The organism is Roseivirga pacifica (assembly GCF_900111145.1).
In the GTDB taxonomy this organism is placed as follows: Bacteria; Bacteroidota; Bacteroidia; order Cytophagales; family Cyclobacteriaceae; genus Roseivirga; species Roseivirga pacifica.
This window is the reverse complement of the sequence record NZ_FOIR01000003.1, coordinates 296,487-313,951: the sequence shown is the minus strand read 5'-3', so window position 1 is coordinate 313,951 and position 17,465 is coordinate 296,487. Positions and strand designations below refer to the sequence as shown.

General features: G+C 43.0%; 16 protein-coding genes. 5 read left to right on the top strand and 11 right to left on the bottom strand.

What is annotated here, in order from left to right; translation table 11 throughout:
• Positions 1-40: 40 nt before the first annotated feature.
• On the top strand, positions 41-1,180 hold the full coding sequence (locus BMW98_RS16470; protein WP_090259931.1) for a hypothetical protein: 1,140 nt from the start codon (positions 41-43) through the stop codon (positions 1,178-1,180).
• A 57-nt stretch (positions 1,181-1,237) separates the two neighbouring features.
• Here the strand turns inward: BMW98_RS16470 and BMW98_RS16465 are convergent, their stop codons facing one another.
• The 5 genes from BMW98_RS16465 to BMW98_RS16445 all read right to left on the bottom strand — a co-directional run bounded on the left by BMW98_RS16465 (position 1,238) and on the right by BMW98_RS16445 (position 5,145).
• Positions 1,238-2,572: a D-alanyl-D-alanine carboxypeptidase gene (locus BMW98_RS16465; RefSeq protein WP_090259929.1), complete on the bottom strand. Its 1,335-nt coding sequence runs from the start codon at positions 2,570-2,572 to the stop codon at positions 1,238-1,240.
• Positions 2,565-3,272, bottom strand: a complete 708-nt coding sequence (locus BMW98_RS16460) for a nitroreductase family protein (RefSeq protein ID WP_245733626.1) — start codon at positions 3,270-3,272, stop codon at positions 2,565-2,567. Before BMW98_RS16460 ends, BMW98_RS16465 begins: the two co-directional genes overlap by 8 nt.
• A gap of 51 nt (positions 3,273-3,323) precedes the next feature.
• Positions 3,324-3,788 (bottom strand): hypothetical protein, encoded by a 465-nt coding sequence (locus BMW98_RS16455; RefSeq protein WP_090259927.1) that lies wholly within the window; start codon positions 3,786-3,788, stop codon positions 3,324-3,326.
• Between the two features lie 77 nt (positions 3,789-3,865).
• Positions 3,866-4,894 (bottom strand): 23S rRNA (adenine(1618)-N(6))-methyltransferase RlmF, encoded by a 1,029-nt coding sequence (rlmF, locus tag BMW98_RS16450; RefSeq protein ID WP_090259923.1) that lies wholly within the window; start codon positions 4,892-4,894, stop codon positions 3,866-3,868.
• A gap of 2 nt (positions 4,895-4,896) precedes the next feature.
• Positions 4,897-5,145, bottom strand: a complete 249-nt coding sequence (locus tag BMW98_RS16445) for a VF530 family protein (RefSeq protein WP_090259921.1) — start codon at positions 5,143-5,145, stop codon at positions 4,897-4,899.
• 296 nt (positions 5,146-5,441) lie between these two features.
• Between BMW98_RS16445 and BMW98_RS16440 the strand changes: the two genes are divergently transcribed.
• Positions 5,442-5,786: a GIY-YIG nuclease family protein gene (locus BMW98_RS16440; protein ID WP_090259919.1), complete on the top strand. Its 345-nt coding sequence runs from the start codon at positions 5,442-5,444 to the stop codon at positions 5,784-5,786.
• Between the two features lie 335 nt (positions 5,787-6,121).
• Here BMW98_RS16440 and BMW98_RS16435 read toward each other — a convergent pair whose 3' ends face one another.
• Positions 6,122-8,509, bottom strand: a complete 2,388-nt coding sequence (locus tag BMW98_RS16435; protein WP_090259918.1) for a penicillin acylase family protein — start codon at positions 8,507-8,509, stop codon at positions 6,122-6,124.
• A gap of 86 nt (positions 8,510-8,595) precedes the next feature.
• Positions 8,596-9,645, bottom strand: a complete 1,050-nt coding sequence (locus BMW98_RS16430) for a dipeptidase (RefSeq protein WP_162844595.1) — start codon at positions 9,643-9,645, stop codon at positions 8,596-8,598.
• A 226-nt stretch (positions 9,646-9,871) separates the two neighbouring features.
• Between BMW98_RS16430 and BMW98_RS16425 the strand changes: the two genes are divergently transcribed.
• Positions 9,872-10,876: a beta galactosidase jelly roll domain-containing protein gene (locus BMW98_RS16425; protein WP_090259915.1), complete on the top strand. Its 1,005-nt coding sequence runs from the start codon at positions 9,872-9,874 to the stop codon at positions 10,874-10,876.
• Here the strand turns inward: BMW98_RS16425 and BMW98_RS16420 are convergent.
• The 3 genes from BMW98_RS16420 to BMW98_RS16410 are packed head-to-tail and all read right to left on the bottom strand — an operon-like array spanning position 10,861 to position 12,714.
• Positions 10,861-11,517: an alpha/beta hydrolase gene (locus BMW98_RS16420; protein ID WP_090259913.1), complete on the bottom strand. Its 657-nt coding sequence runs from the start codon at positions 11,515-11,517 to the stop codon at positions 10,861-10,863. The genes BMW98_RS16425 and BMW98_RS16420 overlap by 16 nt on opposite strands.
• Entirely contained in the window at positions 11,517-12,002 is a 486-nt protein-coding gene (cdd, locus tag BMW98_RS16415; protein ID WP_090259912.1) for a cytidine deaminase, read from the bottom strand. Before cdd ends, BMW98_RS16420 begins: the two co-directional genes overlap by 1 nt.
• 55 nt (positions 12,003-12,057) lie before the next feature.
• On the bottom strand, positions 12,058-12,714 hold the full coding sequence (locus tag BMW98_RS16410) for a hypothetical protein (RefSeq protein ID WP_139177630.1): 657 nt from the start codon (positions 12,712-12,714) through the stop codon (positions 12,058-12,060).
• Positions 12,715-12,855: 141 nt separating this feature from the next.
• Between BMW98_RS16410 and BMW98_RS16405 the strand changes: the two genes are divergently transcribed.
• The gene (locus BMW98_RS16405) at positions 12,856-14,205 is read left to right on the top strand and encodes a saccharopine dehydrogenase family protein (protein ID WP_090259908.1); all 1,350 of its coding nucleotides are present in this window, start codon (positions 12,856-12,858) and stop codon (positions 14,203-14,205) included.
• A gap of 66 nt (positions 14,206-14,271) precedes the next feature.
• Here the strand turns inward: BMW98_RS16405 and BMW98_RS16400 are convergent, their stop codons facing one another.
• A complete protein-coding gene (locus tag BMW98_RS16400; RefSeq protein WP_090259907.1) occupies positions 14,272-16,623 on the bottom strand; it encodes a penicillin-binding protein 1A in 2,352 nt (783 codons plus the stop codon).
• Positions 16,624-16,721: 98 nt separating this feature from the next.
• Between BMW98_RS16400 and BMW98_RS16395 the strand changes: the two genes are divergently transcribed.
• On the top strand, positions 16,722-17,396 hold the full coding sequence (locus BMW98_RS16395) for a hypothetical protein (RefSeq protein WP_090259905.1): 675 nt from the start codon (positions 16,722-16,724) through the stop codon (positions 17,394-17,396).
• Positions 17,397-17,465: the final 69 nt, after the last annotated feature.

Sequence of the window (17,465 nt, the reverse complement as noted above, 5' to 3'; positions counted from 1 at the left end):
GAGTTTATGAAATTCCTGTACAGTTAAACACAGTGTAATTATGAAAGAGAAAGGATTATTATTTAGATCTGAGGAAACATTGGAATCGGCCATAAAATGCCCGCGACCTATAAACCTTGATAAGCTTAAAGTAGCAGAGCAAATTTTTTCGGCAGTTTCTCCCCTTGCCGCTTTTGGCGTGAGCCTTCCTGTTACCGCAGCTTACTTTGCCACAAAGGGGATTTTTAAATGGGATATATCAGATGCATTCGACCCTGAGGCAAAACTCTTTGCAAATGAAATTGAATGGGATGAAGGTAAAATGGCTAGTATATCTTCCAATATTGTGGCCAATGCACTTCAAGGAGATATGGGGTTGGATTTAACCTTTACTTCAAAATGCTCATTTACACCACCGTTTGAAGATGAAGGAACGGATGGTTGGGATCCGAAACTTTCTAATTTTCAAGATCAGGTGACTTTTATGATAAAGCCATTTAATTATAATGGCGTGGATACACCAACATATTTTAGCGTAGACCAAAACGGTTGTGTACCAGAGACTAATAACAAGGCTGTAGATTACTCTTCTACTAAAACTTGGAAAGTGGATTCTGGCTTTAAAGCAGGGGCCTCTAAGAAAGGAGTGGAAGGGAGTTTGGACTTCAAAGTAGGTTATTCTTTTAGCGAATCAGCTAAGGTGAGGGTAAGCGATTTTGAAATTGTTAAAGCATCGGATTCAAAAGAAAATTCTGTTGCATGGTTGATGACGATGAAGAACATGTACGAAGACCTAAACCGTCCGGCTCCTTATCATATCAAAAACTTGAATTCGCTTGTGGTGAAAGGAGCGCTTACGAACTGGCTTCATATGGTTCCAGATTTGGCTACATACGATATGAATCCTGAAGTGATGGCTACTTTTCGTTGCTCTAATGAGAACTTGAAGAACATTAAAGGAAAGAAACTCTATTTTAAAGTTCTGATGACCCAGCAGCTAAAACATATAGAAATTGTGGGAAGATGGGGCTTGAGAGGTGGTAGAATGGGGGGATTGCCAATGACAGTTCCCGGGTCTACTGTTTTGGAAGCTGTTTTGGAGCTTGATGTTGAGAACAAGTCGACTAAGGTAATCAAACACGAGTCTAAATATTGGTCTATAAGGAATATTGCCAACAAGGATGTTAAACCATTGATTTAGAGTTGTTTATTGGGTGGGTGAAGTTCTTTGTGAATAATCGAATAAGTCCACTCAATTTTAATACGCTTTACGAATACGCTCTAAAATAAAGGCGAAGTTCTCTTTAATCTGATTGGTTGGCACGGTGTAATGATTGGCCATGAATGTGAAAATGAGCACTTTGCCACTATCGCACTTAATAAAGCCACTTAAGGTATGATTATTACTTAGTGTGCCTGTTTTTGCAAAAACATAAGGGCCATTTTCACCTTTGTACCAACTCTTAATTGTGCCAGAGACTCCACCTTGTGGCAAAAGCTCAAAAAGGCTTTCTCCATAGCCTTTGTAAAGCTCGATAAGTACGGTTACTATTTCATTCGGTTTGAACATGTTGTAGCGAGAAAGCCCGCTGCCATCGCGCCAAGTAAGTCCATTTGGGAAAATTGGTACGTTTGTAAAGGCTTGTGGCGTTTCTGCAAGGAAAATTCCTGCCTCAGTACTGAGTGTATCGGTTTGCGTTCCACTAATCATCATTAAAAGCTGCTCTGCATATAGGTTGTCACTTGGTTGCAACATCCATTTGTATAGTGTATCAGCTTGAACGCCTAGAACGGTTTCGAATCGCTCTGGTCGTGCAAAGTCCGTGATCTTAGTGATTTTCTTTCCGCTTGCTTTCGAGAGTAATTCTGTGAAAAGTATGTCGGAATAGCGAAAAGGTCGAATAAGCGTATCTATTACTTGTTCGGTGTTCGGGCCTATTTCCTTGAACTTAAGCTCGTACTCATTCCAAAACTCATCTCGGCTAATTCGTACACGCGTGTCGGTTGCATCGCTCACTTTCACCTTAAAGCCTGGGTGATTTGGAGTCATGCTGAAGCTGCGGTTCTGACTGTCGACTATAAATTGTATGCTGTTGCCGTAAATAGGGAAAGTAGCTTTTTCGGCACCATAGTAGCCATCGTAATCGTCCCATCCCCAGCCCGGACCAAAACGGCCATCTTCAGTAGGGCGAGGCCAATAGTAAAGTTGTTTGTTTGGTTCAACCTGACTCAAGAAATTGATCACCGAAGAATCCGGATGGTCTGGATGAAGGGTTAGCGGATATCCAGTACTCCAGAAGATGATGGAGTCGCCTCGCTGCACATATTCCATTGCCGGAAGCGTATCTGGCAACCATTTTTGACTTCCGTAAAAAGTGAAAAGCTTGGTGTTGGAGGCCGGTGTCATAAACTTCTCCGACAAGTTTTCAGCTATCACTTTGTCCTTTTGCGGATCGTAAAGTTTAAACCCGATGTAGGATTCACCAAAACCGGGTAATTCTTGTAGGTCTTTACGGATTTTTCTCTTTGGATAACGTTGTGCTTGCGCACTGAATCCAACAATTAGCAAAAGGACAATTAGGAGTCTACTCATAAAACACGGCTACTTCTTCAAGCGATTTTCTTCTATTGTTCGGAACATAAACTTCATCTGCCTCATAGCCAACAGGTAATAGTAGGAATGGTCTTTCATTCTCTGGCCGTTCCAAAATTTTATGCAGAAAACCCATTGGGCTAGGCGTATGGGTGAGTGTAACCAAACCAGCATCATGAATGGCCGAAATTAGAAAGCCGCAAGCTAGTCCAACAGACTCATTTACATAGTAATTTTGGTGTTTTGAGCCATCTTCATCAAATTCAAATGCTCTTTTGAAAACTATAATAAGATAGGGGGCTGTTTCCAAAAATGGCTTTTGATGGTTGGTAGCCATAGGCTTTAGATCGTCTAACCAAGTTTCGCTCATGCGCTTGGTGTAACTTTCATATTCTTCCTCTTCGGCTGCTTCGCGAATTTGCTTTTTTAGCTCGGCATTGCTAACCACGCAGAATGTCCAAGGTTGCTTATGCGCACCAGAAGGAGCGGTGGAGGCCGATTTTATGATGTTTTCAATAACCTCTTTAGGTACTGGTTTGTCAGAAAAGTCACGTACAGATCTGCGGGTTTCCATCCAGTCGTAATACTGCTGGCTACGCGAAACCATTTCTTCTGGCGGATAGTGTACGTGACTGTACTTAATGTGCTCAAATCCTTCAATTACCTTCATTTCTTTTTCCATGGTGAGTTTTAAAGCCATGAAGATATATAAAAGTTAATTGAGGTGCCTGTTGTTGACCTGACGTTTGGTCTAAAAAGTAACCTTAAGGCCTATACCATTACCTACCAGTCCAATGTTCAGTTGAACATCATTGTTCAAGGCTTTATAGTCGGCTTGGTTGTATAACTCAATGGCCAATTGGGTATTCTTTTTAAAGGCAGAATGAAAAGGAAGTGCCACTAGAATAACAGCGGCACCAGCGCCTGCCATTCCCCAGTTGGCATCTCCACCAGCAATTGATTGGCCCAATGGATAGCCAATTAAATAGCCACCAATAAAACCAAAAACACCAGCAAAAGTATTGTTTGTTCTCGCCTTTTTTAGGTATTCCAAAGATTCAGGGTAGTTCTGCATTAAGGCCATGGCCTCTTTCATTCTAAGGTTAACCCCTTCTTGCTCAATTCTTCCTCTTTCGAATGTGAGCTCGGGTTTAGTTTGCGCCATTGAGAGTTGAAATAACCCCAAAAGCAGCACAAGTGTGAATAGTGTTTTCATGCTTTAAAATTGCGGTCGAATTAATGTAAAAAGCATGAGATTTTTAACGCAGTCGACAAAAATATTTTGAGCAAATACTATTGCTTTTTGTCCGTGTTCCACCGCTCCTTTTGCCAAGCCTTTTTCTGTTCCGCATCTAAAAATGTCCATGCTAAAATGCGGCTCGACTTGTTGCCTTGGCTCATGGCTATGGTTCTTACTTCTGCGGCTTTATTGTAGTCCAAATTGTCTTGCAGGGCTTTTAGGTTAGAGGCTTTTGAAACTAGGGTGGTGTACCAAAAGCAGTTTTCAGCGAACTTCTTGCTCTCACGAATTAGGTCGCTAATGAACCTACGTTCACCACCTTCGCACCAGAGCTCGTCAGATTGTCCTCCGAAGTTAAGTACGGCTTCTTTTGTATGTTTTTGATTAAGGTTGGTTAGTTTTCGATTGGTGCCTTCCTGAGCGGCTTCTCGCGAAGCGTGAAATGGCGGGTTGCACATTACCGCGTCCAACTTGGTGTTATGGTCGATAATGCCATAGAGCAAATCTTTTGCGTTGGGTTGTACCTTTATTTCAACCTTACCCTCAAGTCTTGAGTTGCGCGCTACAATGGTTTTGGCAGATGCTGCGGCCTTGGGGTTTACCTCGCTACCAACAAAAGACCAATCATAGGTTTGAGTGCCGATAATGGGGTAAACACAGTTGGCGCCAACGCCAATATCGAGCACCTTGGCTTTTGGCGTATTGCCAAAGTTACTTCCGGCCAACAAGTCTGCCAGATAATGAATGTAATCGGCACGGCCAGGAATTGGCGGACATAGAAAGCCTTCTGGAATGTCCCAAAAATCAAGATTGTAATGGGTGAGTAAGAGTGCCTTATTTAGGAGTAAAACGGCTTGTGGCTCGGCAAATTTCACGGTTTGTTCACCTCGTACATTCGTGGTTAAGTAGTCACTCAGTTCCGGTACGGCCTTTACCAGTTCATCTAGGTCGTAAGGGCCATTATGTATGTTGCGTGGGTGTAGTTTGGTTTTGGCAGCCAGTTTTGGCTTTGTGCTTTTTTTCTGCTTGCTGTTGGCAAACTTCTGTTGCCACTCATTCACCTTAGCTTTCTTGTTTCTCATGATTACAGATTGAAAACTTTAAGGTAAAGCGCTTCTACTTTTGCTCTTGCCCACGGAGTTTTTCGTAAAAACTTAAGGCTGGAATTAATGGTGGGATTGCTCTTAAAGCAATTAATATTCACTTCAGCAGCCATTTGCTCCCAACCTATATCAGCCACCAGTTCATTTAAGATATCCGCCAGTTTTACGCCATGCAGCGGGTTGTTCGGTTGCTCCACAACCTTTTTTGTTTTTGTGTACTTTATGGGCATGGCACAAAGGTACAAGGAATGTGGGATGTTTTGACTTCCTTGGCTGTAAGGTTGTGTTATTGGCCATTCAACAGGGCTGACCCTTCGGCTACATTCAGGGTGAAAAGAGAGAGGGGAACTGCGGTCAGTTTCTGCTATGAGTTGACTACAAATGTCGTAAACAATGATCGTTAAGTTGGGCAGACCCTTCGGCTATGTTCAGGGTGAAAAAGGGGGATGCTTCGTCTACTTTTTTATCCCGACCGAAGCGGAGGGATCGACCAAGCATTTTACTATCTTAAAGTTCAACCGCACACATGAAAAAGACCTTCTACATTTATATCACAACCAATCCAAATCGCACCGTGCTTTACGTGGGTAGGACTGATAATTTAATTCAGCGAATTTCTGAGCATTATCTCAAAAGAGGAACCTCAGAGACGTTTGCTGGTAAATATTATTGCTATAATCTGCTTTACTATGAAGAGACTCCTTATGTGTTAAATGCTATTGAAAGAGAGGCACAGTTGAAGAAATGGACCAGAATTAAAAAAGTAAAACTCATCGAATCTATAAATCCAAATTGGCTATTTCTGAATGCTGAATTAATGGACTGGCCACCAAGGGGTGCTTTTCATAGAGAAGATTTTTATAAGGATTGAGGTGGGCTGACCCTTCGGCTACACTCAGGGTAAAAAGGGAGTGGAGATGCTTCGTCTACTTTCTTTATTCCGATCGTCCTTAGAACTCGGCTGTGCTCAGGGTGAAAAGGGGGGGCTACGTTTTCTTTTTTATCCCGACCGAAGCGGAGGGATCGGCCAAGCAAATTTTGTTGAAAGCTAAAAGTCAAGTGGGTCCAGAATACCTGATTTCCCAGAGCGGAGACAAAACAGAATCCGTTTTATAAGTGTGCTGCCATGAACAAACAGATTCATTCGGGCTCTCGATTTTATCGGGAGCCCTCAGGATAAGTGGGTTCGTTGGCAGTTGTAGTGCCTTACTTCTTCGGCTCTAAGACTACTTTTTCAGCCTTGTGTTCCTCAATTTTTGACTTGGAGTAATACACTGGGAAGTATTGGTCTTTTGCCCATGGCTCGAACAAATTGCTATAGAATGGGCTTTCCGGATTACCGCTTTGCCCAGGGCCATTTGTACCAATGGCAGCGTCCCAGTCTCCGGTGTTTATGATCATTCGGAATGAGGCTCCACTACTTTGATTTAGGTTGCCGCCAGTTGAGCCTGGTGTATAAGCATTGCCACCTCGGGGTAGTGGTCCAAGGTCGAGCATTTCACTTGTACTTACATCAACTGCACTGCTTAGAGCATGTTCCATATAAATGTGCTTGTAATTGGCTTGACCATACTGCCAGTTGTTCATGTCTTCACCCAACTTTTTTGTAAGGTTAGCCACGGCCGACTTAAAGGCTGATGCCATAATAGAGTTTCTATTAAGCATAGCGCTATTGCCAAATTCAATATTTGGGTTCAGTAGCCAATCTTCCACCTTCTTTAATTGTAAACTTGAGATATAAGGCTTGGCCTCCTTCGGGATTATTTGTTCACTTGCCAGCGAACGTAGCTCTTTTTCCCATTCATTATAAATGGCCGCTGCTTTTGAGTCTGGCGTTAGCTTAAAGTTCCAACCATCTAATAAGGCTAAGGCTTCTGCTGCCTTTCCTTCAAATGAAATTTTTTGAAGATGAGGAACCAAATTACGAGCAGGTATAGAGAGATAATCAACTTGTAAGGCCTTCATATCCTCCATAGTCATGCTGTTGCCTGTATCAAGAATTTCGTTTACACGGTCGCCACGGTAGGGGTCGGACCACGAAAAACCGATGGCATCCCATTTCGTGTATTCGGCAGGCGTTACGTTTTGATTGGCCGTACCAATAAAGCCTGAAGTTGGGTTCAAGTCGTTGGGTTTTTCTACAATTGGTAAGTAGCCGTCCCATTCGTAGCGACCATCACCCGGAACTGGGATCATACCGCTAAAGTTTCTTCGCAGCGGGGCAATGCCTACTGCCTGCCAGCCAATGTTTCCTTTTTTGTCTGCCCAAATCATATTCTCACCCGGAATATGGCTGTAGTTGCAGGCTTCTCTGAACTCTTCCCAAGTTTTGGCTTGGTCCATTCTTAAAGATGCCAAATAGGGTGATCCACCTGGCTCCAGCCATGCACAACGGACTGCGTAAGCCTTGTTTAAGGCCTCATCTATAAATGCCACAGGGCCGTGGTGCGTGTAGTGAAGTGTCACGGTTTGGGTTTCTTGGCCTTTTACAGGAATACTTTCTGTAATGGTTTCCATATCGTGCCATTCACCGTTATAACGGTATTGGTTCGGGTTTTCAGGGTTAATGTCGTATACATAAAGGTCTTCACCATCGGTGCGGAAAACCGTTAAGCCCCAAGCGCCATATCCGTTGTGCCCGATGGAAATACCCGGTATTTCTGGTTCGCCCCCGCCAATTACATTCCACCCAGGAGCCACCAAATGCGCCATGTACCGAAGCGAAGGAACTGCAATGGTACGGTGAGGGTCATTGGCCATGTAAGTGTTGCCATCAGCCATTTTTGCACCACTAACCACCCAGTTGTTACTGCCCAGGGCGAATGAGTCTTCTTTAACCTTTGGCTGCTTCAATAATTGCGCTAAACCCTCAGATTTTCTGTACTCCGGTATTACATCTTCGGGAAGAAAGCGGACAGACTTGCGGTAGGCATTGTATAGCTCCAAAATGTCTTTCGAGAGCATTTCAGCGGTTATGCTCTCGTCTAAATCCAGATTGGGTTGTTTAGGGTGAAACCATGAAAGTTCTTTTACCTTTTGTGCACCCACTACTGCAACTGCTCGGCCGGTGGTTAGTTCTTGCCCAATATTACCCAGTAAACCCTGATGGCGAGAAATCACTACTTCTGGTGTCCATTTTTGAGGCTTTATATTCAGCGCTTTGAATTCAATGGGTAACGACTCTGGGTTTTTCAATGCCTCTTCGATGTATGCATTCACGCCATTCGTGTAGGCGGTTATTATTTCCACACCATCATCATGATAGTGGTTCATTTCTTCTGTCATGTCGCCTCTAAACTTGAATAATCTGGTGCCTATGTCGCGTTTCAACTCTCTTTCTCCCAAGATTTCAGCTACAGTACCAGTAGCTTGTCTACGCCAAATTTCAAATTGAAAGAGCCGGTCTTTCGCTGCGGCATATCCTTGAGCAAAAAACAGATCGTGTTGGTTTTCGGCATAAATGTGGTTTAGCCCCCATTCATCGCGAATGATTTCTACGGGCTCTTTTAAGCCCTCTATTTTTAGTGAGTTGGGATTGTTCGGTTGGCACGCTACCAAAAGGAGCGCAAAAAGTAAAGTGAGTACGTTTCGCATAAGGTTGAATTTGCTAGAAGATAAAAAATGATTGTTTAGAAGTGAAGTTGCTTGGGATGAGTGGCTTAGCGCTGATCGGTTAAGTCTTAGTCAAGCACCTGTTTCAATACACGCTGGGCGTTGCCACCAAGTATTTTGTTTACTTCTGTTTTTGAAAGTCCTTTTGACTCAAGCAATTCTGCCCAGGTTTTTATTTCTGAGTAACTGGTAATCACCGGTTTAAAATTGGCGTCCATGTCAGTACCAAGCCCCACATGTTCAACACCAACTAAGTCAATCAGTCTCATCGTATTGTTGGCAAAGTCTTCTATGTTAAAAGAGAAGCCTGATGGCCATGCGCCAATGACACCTCCGGTCTGTGCTACTAGCTTTGCATGGTCAGGGGTAATGGCCCTAATCGCAATTGGTCGGTCTGCTTCAGCTTTTAAAATGCTATGCGAAAGTATGATAGGGGCTGTAGTAATTTCGGCAACATCGGCTACGGTTTTAAAGGAAGCATGAGCAACATCAATCACCATCCCTAATTCATTCATGCGTTTGGTTACGCTTTTTCCAAAATTGGAAAGCCCATTGTATACAGCTGGTTGGGTTTGAAGGTCGCCCAAATTGTTTTGTGCGTAATGCACGAGTTGAATAGAACGCAAACCTGAATTGTAAGCCTTTTCTATGTTGTTTACGTCTCCATCTAAAAAGTCACCACCCTCACATGTGAGCAAAATTTTTGTGGTGGTTGTATCAATGGCTCTATAGGAATTTATAACCGAAAAGCCCTGAGTTATAATTAAGTCGTTAAAGAATTTCAATTGCTTTTGGAATTCGGTCCAACCATCTCCTTTGGCAAAACTACCTTTGACTTCTATTCCAGTAGGTGTTCTTACCAATAAAGGCGAGTCGGCAACTAAACTCATAAATACCACCTTAACCCCAGTGTTTTTGATGTCTGCAAGGCGTTGGTTCAATGCCTGGTCTCCAGGGTACATGTCCATGTCTTTTCTGAAAAACAAACCAGGGTGAGCATGTAAATCAATTATAGTATTCGCAATTGACTGTTGTGTGAAAAATGGCCACAAAGGAGAAGTAATGACCGCTCCGCTAAGTAGGCCAGCACGTTTTAAAAAGTTTTTTCGGTTGAGCATGCAAGTGTTTTTTATTGAATATAAGAAAGTTATGGGTTTAATGAGTGAAGCTGAGGTACATAGCAAAACGGGTTGTGACATTTCATGACATCTCTTTACTGCCGTATGACAAATCGCCTTAACATAGCCCGTATGTTTGTAGCATAGGTTAACGGTTAAAAACTCATTATAAACTAAAACTACTAGGCCGGTTGTCTTTCTCAGCAGCCGGCCTAACTTTGAAAAGATGAAAAATCGCATAGCAATTTTATTCATATGTATGCTGGCCACTGCAATACAGGCGCAGGCGCAGGATTTCGATAGGTTATTCAACTTAAGGGGATATTGGAAATTCTCTATTGGTGACCGAAGCGAATGGGCAAGCACCAATTATGATGACTCTGAGTGGGAAGAAATCTACGTGCCTCGAAGATGGGAGCGCGAGGGCTTTCACGGGTATGACGGCTATGCTTGGTATAGAACAACTTTTAAGGGCAGCCAATTGGAAAAAGGTAAGGTGCACTACCTAAGCCTAGGCTATATTGACGATGTAGATGAAGTGTTCATCAATGGAACAAAAATAGGTTTTTCAGGTGGCTTTCCGCCCGATTATTATACTGCATGGAATGCCAAACGACTCTATAGAATTCCGAATGAATTGCTTGACTATGAGGGTGAAAACCTGATTGCAGTGCGCATTTTCGACCAAGGAGGAGAAGGCGGAATTTATAGTGGTGATGTTGGTATGCACGTGATTGATGAAGAACTGAAAGACGTAATCATGCTAGAGGGCATGTGGAAAATTAGAACTCGCGATAGGGAAGAATATGCCAAACCAGATTATGACGATGCGGACTGGGAATACATTATGGTTCCTTCTAATTGGAAGTCCATTGGTATAAACGATTTGAGAGATTTTGCTTGGTACAGAAGGACTTTTGAAGTACCAAGAGGTAACAAACTAACCGAAATGAGCATTATTGGCGGCTATATCGATGACTTTGATGAAATCTACATTAATGGAATAAAAGTGGGCGAAACCAATGACGGTAGAGACCTGGGTTGGTCGAAAAGTTATTCGAGGTTGCGGATTTACGAAATACCGGCCGGAGTATTAAAAGAAGGTAAAAACACCATTGCTGTAAGGGTAGAGGACTTAGGTGCCAACGGAGGTATTTACGAAGGCCCCGTGGTGATTGTGCCCGATAATAAAGTAACCCGATTTACACGTGGCGGCTATTTTTGGCGATAGGGCGTTTGGTCTATTTGGGTAAGCACCGCTTCATCCAACACATGCTCTCCTTCAAATGTAATTTCTTGCGGATGAATATTGATGGTGTCGGCAATAGCCCGCTGTTCAGCAATTCTTTCAGGGGTTAAAAACGGGTCTTGCATGCCACAAACCAAAAAGCAGGCTTTGTCATTTAACTTTCTATGGCTCTCTAATGGTGGTAAATCTGGTGGGAAAATACCCGCCCATAGCACAAGGCGATCAAAGGCCACATCGGTTTGTGTGGCAAAGCGAGAAATGGTGGCTGCACCCTGCGAAAAGCCAAGCAGCGTGGTTTTTACATCAGGGTTAAGCTTTTGCTTTACTGCGCCCATTACAGCCGAAAGGTAATTCAGGTAATTGTTTATGTCGCTTACGCGATCTTCTTTGGTCATCCATGTGGCGCCAACCCTGCCAGTAAAACCTTGTAGGTAATATCTAAACAGGCCTTCAGGTGCCACAATCAGGTGCTTACCGTCATCAAGGTGATTGAATTTTCGAATAAAGAATTTGGCCAATTGCCCATGCCCATGACAAACAAACCATAGGTGCTCAATTTTGTCAGAAGGTTCGCCTAACACTTCGTAGCGGGCATTAAATTCAAAGGAAATTCGGTGCTCCATTACTTCAAATACTCATCAGAGAACTTAAAAGGCAATAGGTTTTCAATACTGTCTGATTCGTATACTTTGCCCTTTCCGTCAGATATAAATAAAGTGATTTTGTTCTTTTGATGGTCTTCAAACTCGCTCATAACTTGTCGGCAACTGCCGCAAGGGGTAGCTAACTGGAATGATGCTGCAGTAGCCTTTTTAGCCGTTAGCGCTACTTTTAGAATTTTTGCTGTAGGGAATTGCGCGTGCGCAGCAAAAAACGCGACCCTTTCGGCACAAAGCCCTGATGGGTAAGCTGCATTTTCCTGGTTATGGCCTTTTACTATCTCACCATTGTCGAGCACTACTGCTGCACCAACAAGAAAGTTGGAGTAAGGAGCGTATGCTGTTTTTGCGGCCTCTTCGGCCATGCGTACCAATTGCTGTGTGTCTTTATCCAATGCATCGAAAGCATGCACTTTTATAACCGATTCGCTTCTGATCTCTTCGCTCATATAATTTCTATGGATTGGAAATTACGAATCTTTAGGAGAAAACTAAATCCAAATACTAATCAAATGAATCTGCATACTGGAGCTTCCATATGCCATTTTCTTTAATTAGTCCGCACCTCGTGCTGATTGTATATAATGCTTTGATTTCTTGGATGAAGCCTAATTCTCCAGAATTCAGGTCTATTGCATACCAGCCGTCTACTTTGTTTTCGGTGTGATTGACGGGTGCGGCTTCATAGTTAAAATGAGCTACAATTCTGGAATTATCATTAGGTTGTGCATAAATGGGTGTAGAATCAGACAAGCTAAGAACGTAACTTCCAACCTCACTAAATACTTGAGAGTTATAGATGTTTGCGGAAGTGTAAGGTAGAAAATATTCATTCTGATTTTTTGGATTAAATGCTCCGCCCCCAATGGTAAAAATGTACTCCAGATTTTCCCAAAACTTTGCTGCTCTATAACTGGTTTTAAAGTAGAATTTCATGAACTCTTCCTTGGTGGTTCTTTCTTGAGGAATGAAGCTTTCGGAAGCAACAATAGTTTCGATGTAATCTTTGTCTCTATTCTTTACAGCAGTTTTTAGTTTTTGTATAAACATAACTAATTCTGGATCCTGCGAGCTTTGATCTATCGGTGGGAATCTCTGAATTTGTGAGAAGACATTTGAGGTGATTGTTAGAAGGACAAGCAGTATTGTTATGCGTTTCATCTTGTAATTTATGTGAGCAAGAAAAGGTAACTATAAAAAGCTCTGGTAAGCAACCTAGATATTCAATTTCGGCAACATTTGATCAGGAAACTTGCGCTTGGGTGGCATTTTTGCCTAATTCGGTGCAAATAAATCTCACCTATGAATAGAATTCTTGTTTTAGGAGCCGGCCGTTCGGCTTCATCTTTAATTACTTATTTGTTGGACAATGCCGAGGAGCACGATTGGCACGTAACCGTGGCAGATTATGCACTTCAGTTGGCCGAGGAAAAGACCAAAGGGTCGGCACGGGCCGAAGCCAAAGCCTTCAATATAAACGAAGAAAGGGAGTGCGAGGCACTTGTGGCTGAAGCTGATGTGGTGCTTTCCATGTTGCCGGCTAGTTTTCACCCAAAGGTAGCTGAGGCTTGCTTGAAGCAAGAAAAGCACTTGATTACGGCATCTTACGTTTCGCCAGATATGCGCGCAATGGATGCTGCCGCCAAAGAAAAGGGACTCTTATTTTTAAATGAATGTGGTCTGGATCCGGGGATTGACCATATGTCTGCCATGAAGGTGATCGACTACATTAGAAAAGATAAGGGGCTCGAGTTGCGTGCTTTTGAATCGTTTACCGGAGGGCTGCTAGCTCCCGATCCGAAGGATGATAACCCATGGCAATATGGATTTACTTGGAACCCAAGGAATGTTGTTTTGGCCGGACAAGGCACGGTCAAATTCATTCAAGAGGGGCGTTACAAGTTCATTCCTTACCACAAGCTTTTTAAGCGAAAGGAGATGATTCACATTCCGGGCCACGGCTATTTTGAGGGGTATGCCAACCGCGATTCTCTACAATATTTGGATGTGTACGATCTGCATGGAATAAAGACGCTTTTCCGAGGTACGTTACGCAGAACAGGCTATTGCGATGCTTGGGATGTGTTTGTGCAGCTTGGCGCCACGGACGATTCGTACCAAATGGAAGGTGTAGAAGGAATGACTCACCGCCAGTTTATTAATTCTTTTTTGAGTTATAACCCGCAAGATTCGGTAGAGCTTAAGTTGGCGCACTACTTAGGCCTTGAATTGGATGGCCCGGTAATGCACAAGCTTAAGTGGCTAGATCTTTTTGAAGAAGTGGAGGTGGGCTTATTGAAAGGTACGCCAGCACAAATTCTAGAGCATATTCTAAAGAAAAAATGGACCATTCGCCCAGACCAGAAAGATCAAATTGTGATGTGGCATTTGTTCGATTATGTAGAGAATGGGCAGGTAAAGCGCATACGTTCGGCCATGGTTGCCGATGGCGAAAACTCGAAGGATACGGCCATGGCCAAAACAGTTGGCTATCCGTTGGGTATTGCTACCAAATTGCTGTTGACAGGAAAGCTTAGCGCTAGAGGCGTGCAGGTACCGATTATACCAGAATTGTATAACCCTATTTTAGATGAATTGGAAACACTAGGTTTCGATTTTATTGAAGAAGAGGTAGTACTAGAAGATTCCTAAGTTTTAGTTAATGATTTACGATGTGCAATTCTAGGGTTGCGCATCGTAAATCAAACTTTGTAGAAGCTATTCGTTGTTCTTTTTCTTTCGCTTAAAGATGTTGCCAATCTTTTTGAAAAGGCCTTCTTTCTTTTCTGGTTCTATCTTTTTTGAATCTGCAAGTATGGCTGAATCAAGTTTTAGCTTACTGATTTGGGGTTTGTCTTCATTAACAAAAATGCGTTGTAAAAATCCGGGCTGCTTTTCTTCATCACAATCCAGTCTGTTTTGTACACTCGTGCTGGCAGGAGGAAAGCGTGCAGCAGTATAGCGGTACAAGTCGGACTGTTGATTCATTTTTTGCTGGTAAATAGCGTACATCGGTAGTGCAGAGTTAGCACCTTGGCCCATTGCGGTGGTTCTAAAGCCTATTCTGTGGTCGTCCGAACCAACCCAAGACACGGTAACCAAACGTGGTGTTAAAGCCACAAACCAACCATCCTTGTTGTTTTGCGTGGTGCCTGTTTTTCCAGCAATATCATTCTTTAGGCCGTATTTCCATCTTAATCGAGTAGCTGTTCCATTCTCTACTACCTCTTTCATCATTTCTACCATTAGTTGGCGAGTGCTTTCAGAAAACACAGGTTCGGCTGCTTTTTCAGGTTCAAACTCAGCCAGTACTTTGCCGCTTTTATCAATTATACGCTTTATAAAATAAGGCTCACTAGGGCGACCATTGTTCAGAAAGGCAGTATACGCCTTCGATAGTTCTTCAACCGAAAGCTCAGCACTACCCAAAGCAATGGAGGGTACGGGTGGAATAACGGACTCAATACCCATACGGTGCGCCAAATCGATGATGTTTGGGATTTCGGCTTCTTCCAAAACCTTTACGGCTACTGTGTTAATCGAATTGGCCAAGGCAGCTTTTACAGCATAATCCTTTTCGCTATCAATATTGCCAGAGTTAGTCGGGGTCCAGTCGTCATAGTTGGCATAAGTTACCGGCCTAGCCGAAAAATAATCGCAAGGCCCAACGCCATTTTCCAAAGCGGCTGCATACACAATTGGCTTAAAGGTAGAGCCAACTTGGCGCTTGGCTTGCATTACATGGTCATACTGAAAGTGTTTGAAATTAATGCCGCCCACCCAAGCACGAATAGCCCCTGACCCGGGCTCAACTGAGAGCATACCTGCATTGAGAAATTTGAGATAATGCTGTACACTATCAACTGTACTGGCCTTTACAACTTTGGTGCCGTCCCAGTCCCATAGCTCCATTTGGCGCTTGGTATTCAGAGAGTCTTGAATCTGTGCGCTGGAAAGTCCCTTTTTCTGAAGCTTTTTATAATAAGGTGTTTTCTTTAGTGCGTCTTGTAGTATTTCATTGGAACGCAACCAAGGTGCTCTTGCACCATAGCTGGCCTCAAAGTCTTTTTGCAGGGCTTTCATGTGTGCGCCCATGGCTTCTTCAGCCATTTGCTGCATTTCTAAATTAATAGTGGTTTCAACTTTTAGTCCGCTAGTAAAAAGGTCTAGTTCTGTGTTGTTTTCCTGATTGTATTCTTCCAACCACTCTTCTAATTTTTGCTGTAACGATGACCTGAAGTAAGGTGCAATGCCAGTATCATGGTTGAAGGGCGTGTATGAAAGCTTTAGCGGCCGGCCCTGTGCAATGTCCGTTTCCTCATGCGATAAGTAACCGTACTTTTCCATTTGAGCCAAAACCACATTACGTCTAGTTTTGGACCTGTCGGGGTAAAGGCGTGGGTTGTAACTGTTAGATGCTTTGAGCATTCCTACAATTACAGCCGACTCCTCAAGGCTTAATTCATGGGCTTGTTTTGAAAAGAACTTTTCGGCAGCACTTTCGGCACCAAAAGTATTGTCACCAAACGGTACAGTGTTCAGGTATAGCGTAATGATTTCTTCTTTGGTATAAATATCCTCCATGCGCTTGGCCAAAATGGCCTCGCGTGTTTTGGCAACAGGCATAGAAAACACACCATGGTTTTTTCTAGGATAAAGGTTCTTAATTAGCTGCTGAGAGATGGTGCTACCACCACCGGCAGATTCATCGCCCATTAAGATCGACTTGAAAACTACACGCATTAAACTGCGGTTGTCAACTCCATTGTGCTCGTAAAATCGGGCGTCTTCAGTAGCAATTAGCGCATTAATAAGGTGCTGAGGCAGTTCTTCGTAAGCAACAGGCTGCCTATCGAAAATAAAGTACTTGCCCATCAGTTCGCCACCATCGGCATAAATTTCGGTGGCTTCACTTTGGCGAATATCGGCTAATTGTTGAGGTGAGGGCAGGGGCTCCCAAAATCCCCACTGAACGGAAAGAATAAAACTGATGATTCCTAAAACACCGGCAAGGCACAGGCCTACTAACCACTTAAGAATGAGTTTTTTTCTGGATTTCTTTTGAGGCATACTTCTTTGTGAAACGTTTAGCAAAAGTACTTCTTGTTTTGTGGTAAGAAAATTTTCTATCCACCTAAACTTCTATCAAGCCTTGTTATTTTCGTGCAATGGACAAGGAGCAAAGCCAAACAGTTATTAAATCTAAAAATGAAATTATTGAGGTAACTCACGAGTTGACCGAAAAGTTTGGGCAACCCGGCTATGATTTTGCAAAGCATGAACTGCTATGGGAGGGTGAGGAGGGAGAGGCCAAGTTGCGACTCCCTGTTTCAGTAACTGTATCAGAAAGTGCGGAAATTAATTGGGATGCTGAGGTGACTTACCTGATGCTTATTGTTCAAACGGGCATGGCTACTTTAGGAGTTTTTCAGAATGAAAAATGCCTTTCGCACAAAGTGTTTTCTGCCTATATGGTTCGAAAAAAGCAGGGAAAGAGCCAAATCAAGTATTTAAAAACTAAAGGAAAGTCTCGCGCTGGGTCTCGGGTAAGGTTGGCGAGTGGGCAAGAGTTTTTTGGTGATGTGAACGAAAGGCTGCAGACTTATTTCAATGAATATGAATTTGACAGGATTCTTTACAGTATCTCAAAGATTTTGGTTCCGCATGTGTTTGATGCCAAATACAACACGCCTTTTGGTAAGCAAGACACGCGATTATTGAAGATTTCACGACATGTAGAGAAGCCCACTCATGAAGAAATGATTCGAAGTCAACGGTTTATGAATATGGCCGAATTGAAGCAAAGTCGATCGGAAAGCCAAGGTGACGAAATTGCTTGGTGACGCCTACAAGGCCGCTTATCATTCAGTTTGAAATGTTTGGTTAGAAAAGTCCTTTTTTTTACTAAAAAA

Coding starts and splice junctions, on each gene's coding strand:
- BMW98_RS16420 (WP_090259913.1), bottom strand. CDS start 11,517: ATGGAGCACCGAATTTCCTTTGAATTTAATGCCCGCTACGAAGTGTTA.
- BMW98_RS16460 (WP_245733626.1), bottom strand. CDS start 3,272: ATGGCTTTAAAACTCACCATGGAAAAAGAAATGAAGGTAATTGAAGGA.
- BMW98_RS16410 (WP_139177630.1), bottom strand. CDS start 12,714: ATGAAACGCATAACAATACTGCTTGTCCTTCTAACAATCACCTCAAAT.
- BMW98_RS16445 (WP_090259921.1), bottom strand. CDS start 5,145: ATGCCCATAAAGTACACAAAAACAAAAAAGGTTGTGGAGCAACCGAAC.
- BMW98_RS16430 (WP_162844595.1), bottom strand. CDS start 9,645: ATGCTCAACCGAAAAAACTTTTTAAAACGTGCTGGCCTACTTAGCGGA.
- BMW98_RS16455 (WP_090259927.1), bottom strand. CDS start 3,788: ATGAAAACACTATTCACACTTGTGCTGCTTTTGGGGTTATTTCAACTC.
- BMW98_RS16405 (WP_090259908.1), top strand. CDS start 12,856: ATGAATAGAATTCTTGTTTTAGGAGCCGGCCGTTCGGCTTCATCTTTA.
- rlmF (WP_090259923.1), bottom strand. CDS start 4,894: ATGAGAAACAAGAAAGCTAAGGTGAATGAGTGGCAACAGAAGTTTGCC.
- BMW98_RS16470 (WP_090259931.1), top strand. CDS start 41: ATGAAAGAGAAAGGATTATTATTTAGATCTGAGGAAACATTGGAATCG.
- BMW98_RS16440 (WP_090259919.1), top strand. CDS start 5,442: ATGAAAAAGACCTTCTACATTTATATCACAACCAATCCAAATCGCACC.
- BMW98_RS16395 (WP_090259905.1), top strand. CDS start 16,722: ATGGACAAGGAGCAAAGCCAAACAGTTATTAAATCTAAAAATGAAATT.
- BMW98_RS16465 (WP_090259929.1), bottom strand. CDS start 2,572: ATGAGTAGACTCCTAATTGTCCTTTTGCTAATTGTTGGATTCAGTGCG.
- BMW98_RS16435 (WP_090259918.1), bottom strand. CDS start 8,509: ATGCGAAACGTACTCACTTTACTTTTTGCGCTCCTTTTGGTAGCGTGC.
- BMW98_RS16425 (WP_090259915.1), top strand. CDS start 9,872: ATGAAAAATCGCATAGCAATTTTATTCATATGTATGCTGGCCACTGCA.
- cdd (WP_090259912.1), bottom strand. CDS start 12,002: ATGAGCGAAGAGATCAGAAGCGAATCGGTTATAAAAGTGCATGCTTTC.
- BMW98_RS16400 (WP_090259907.1), bottom strand. CDS start 16,623: ATGCCTCAAAAGAAATCCAGAAAAAAACTCATTCTTAAGTGGTTAGTA.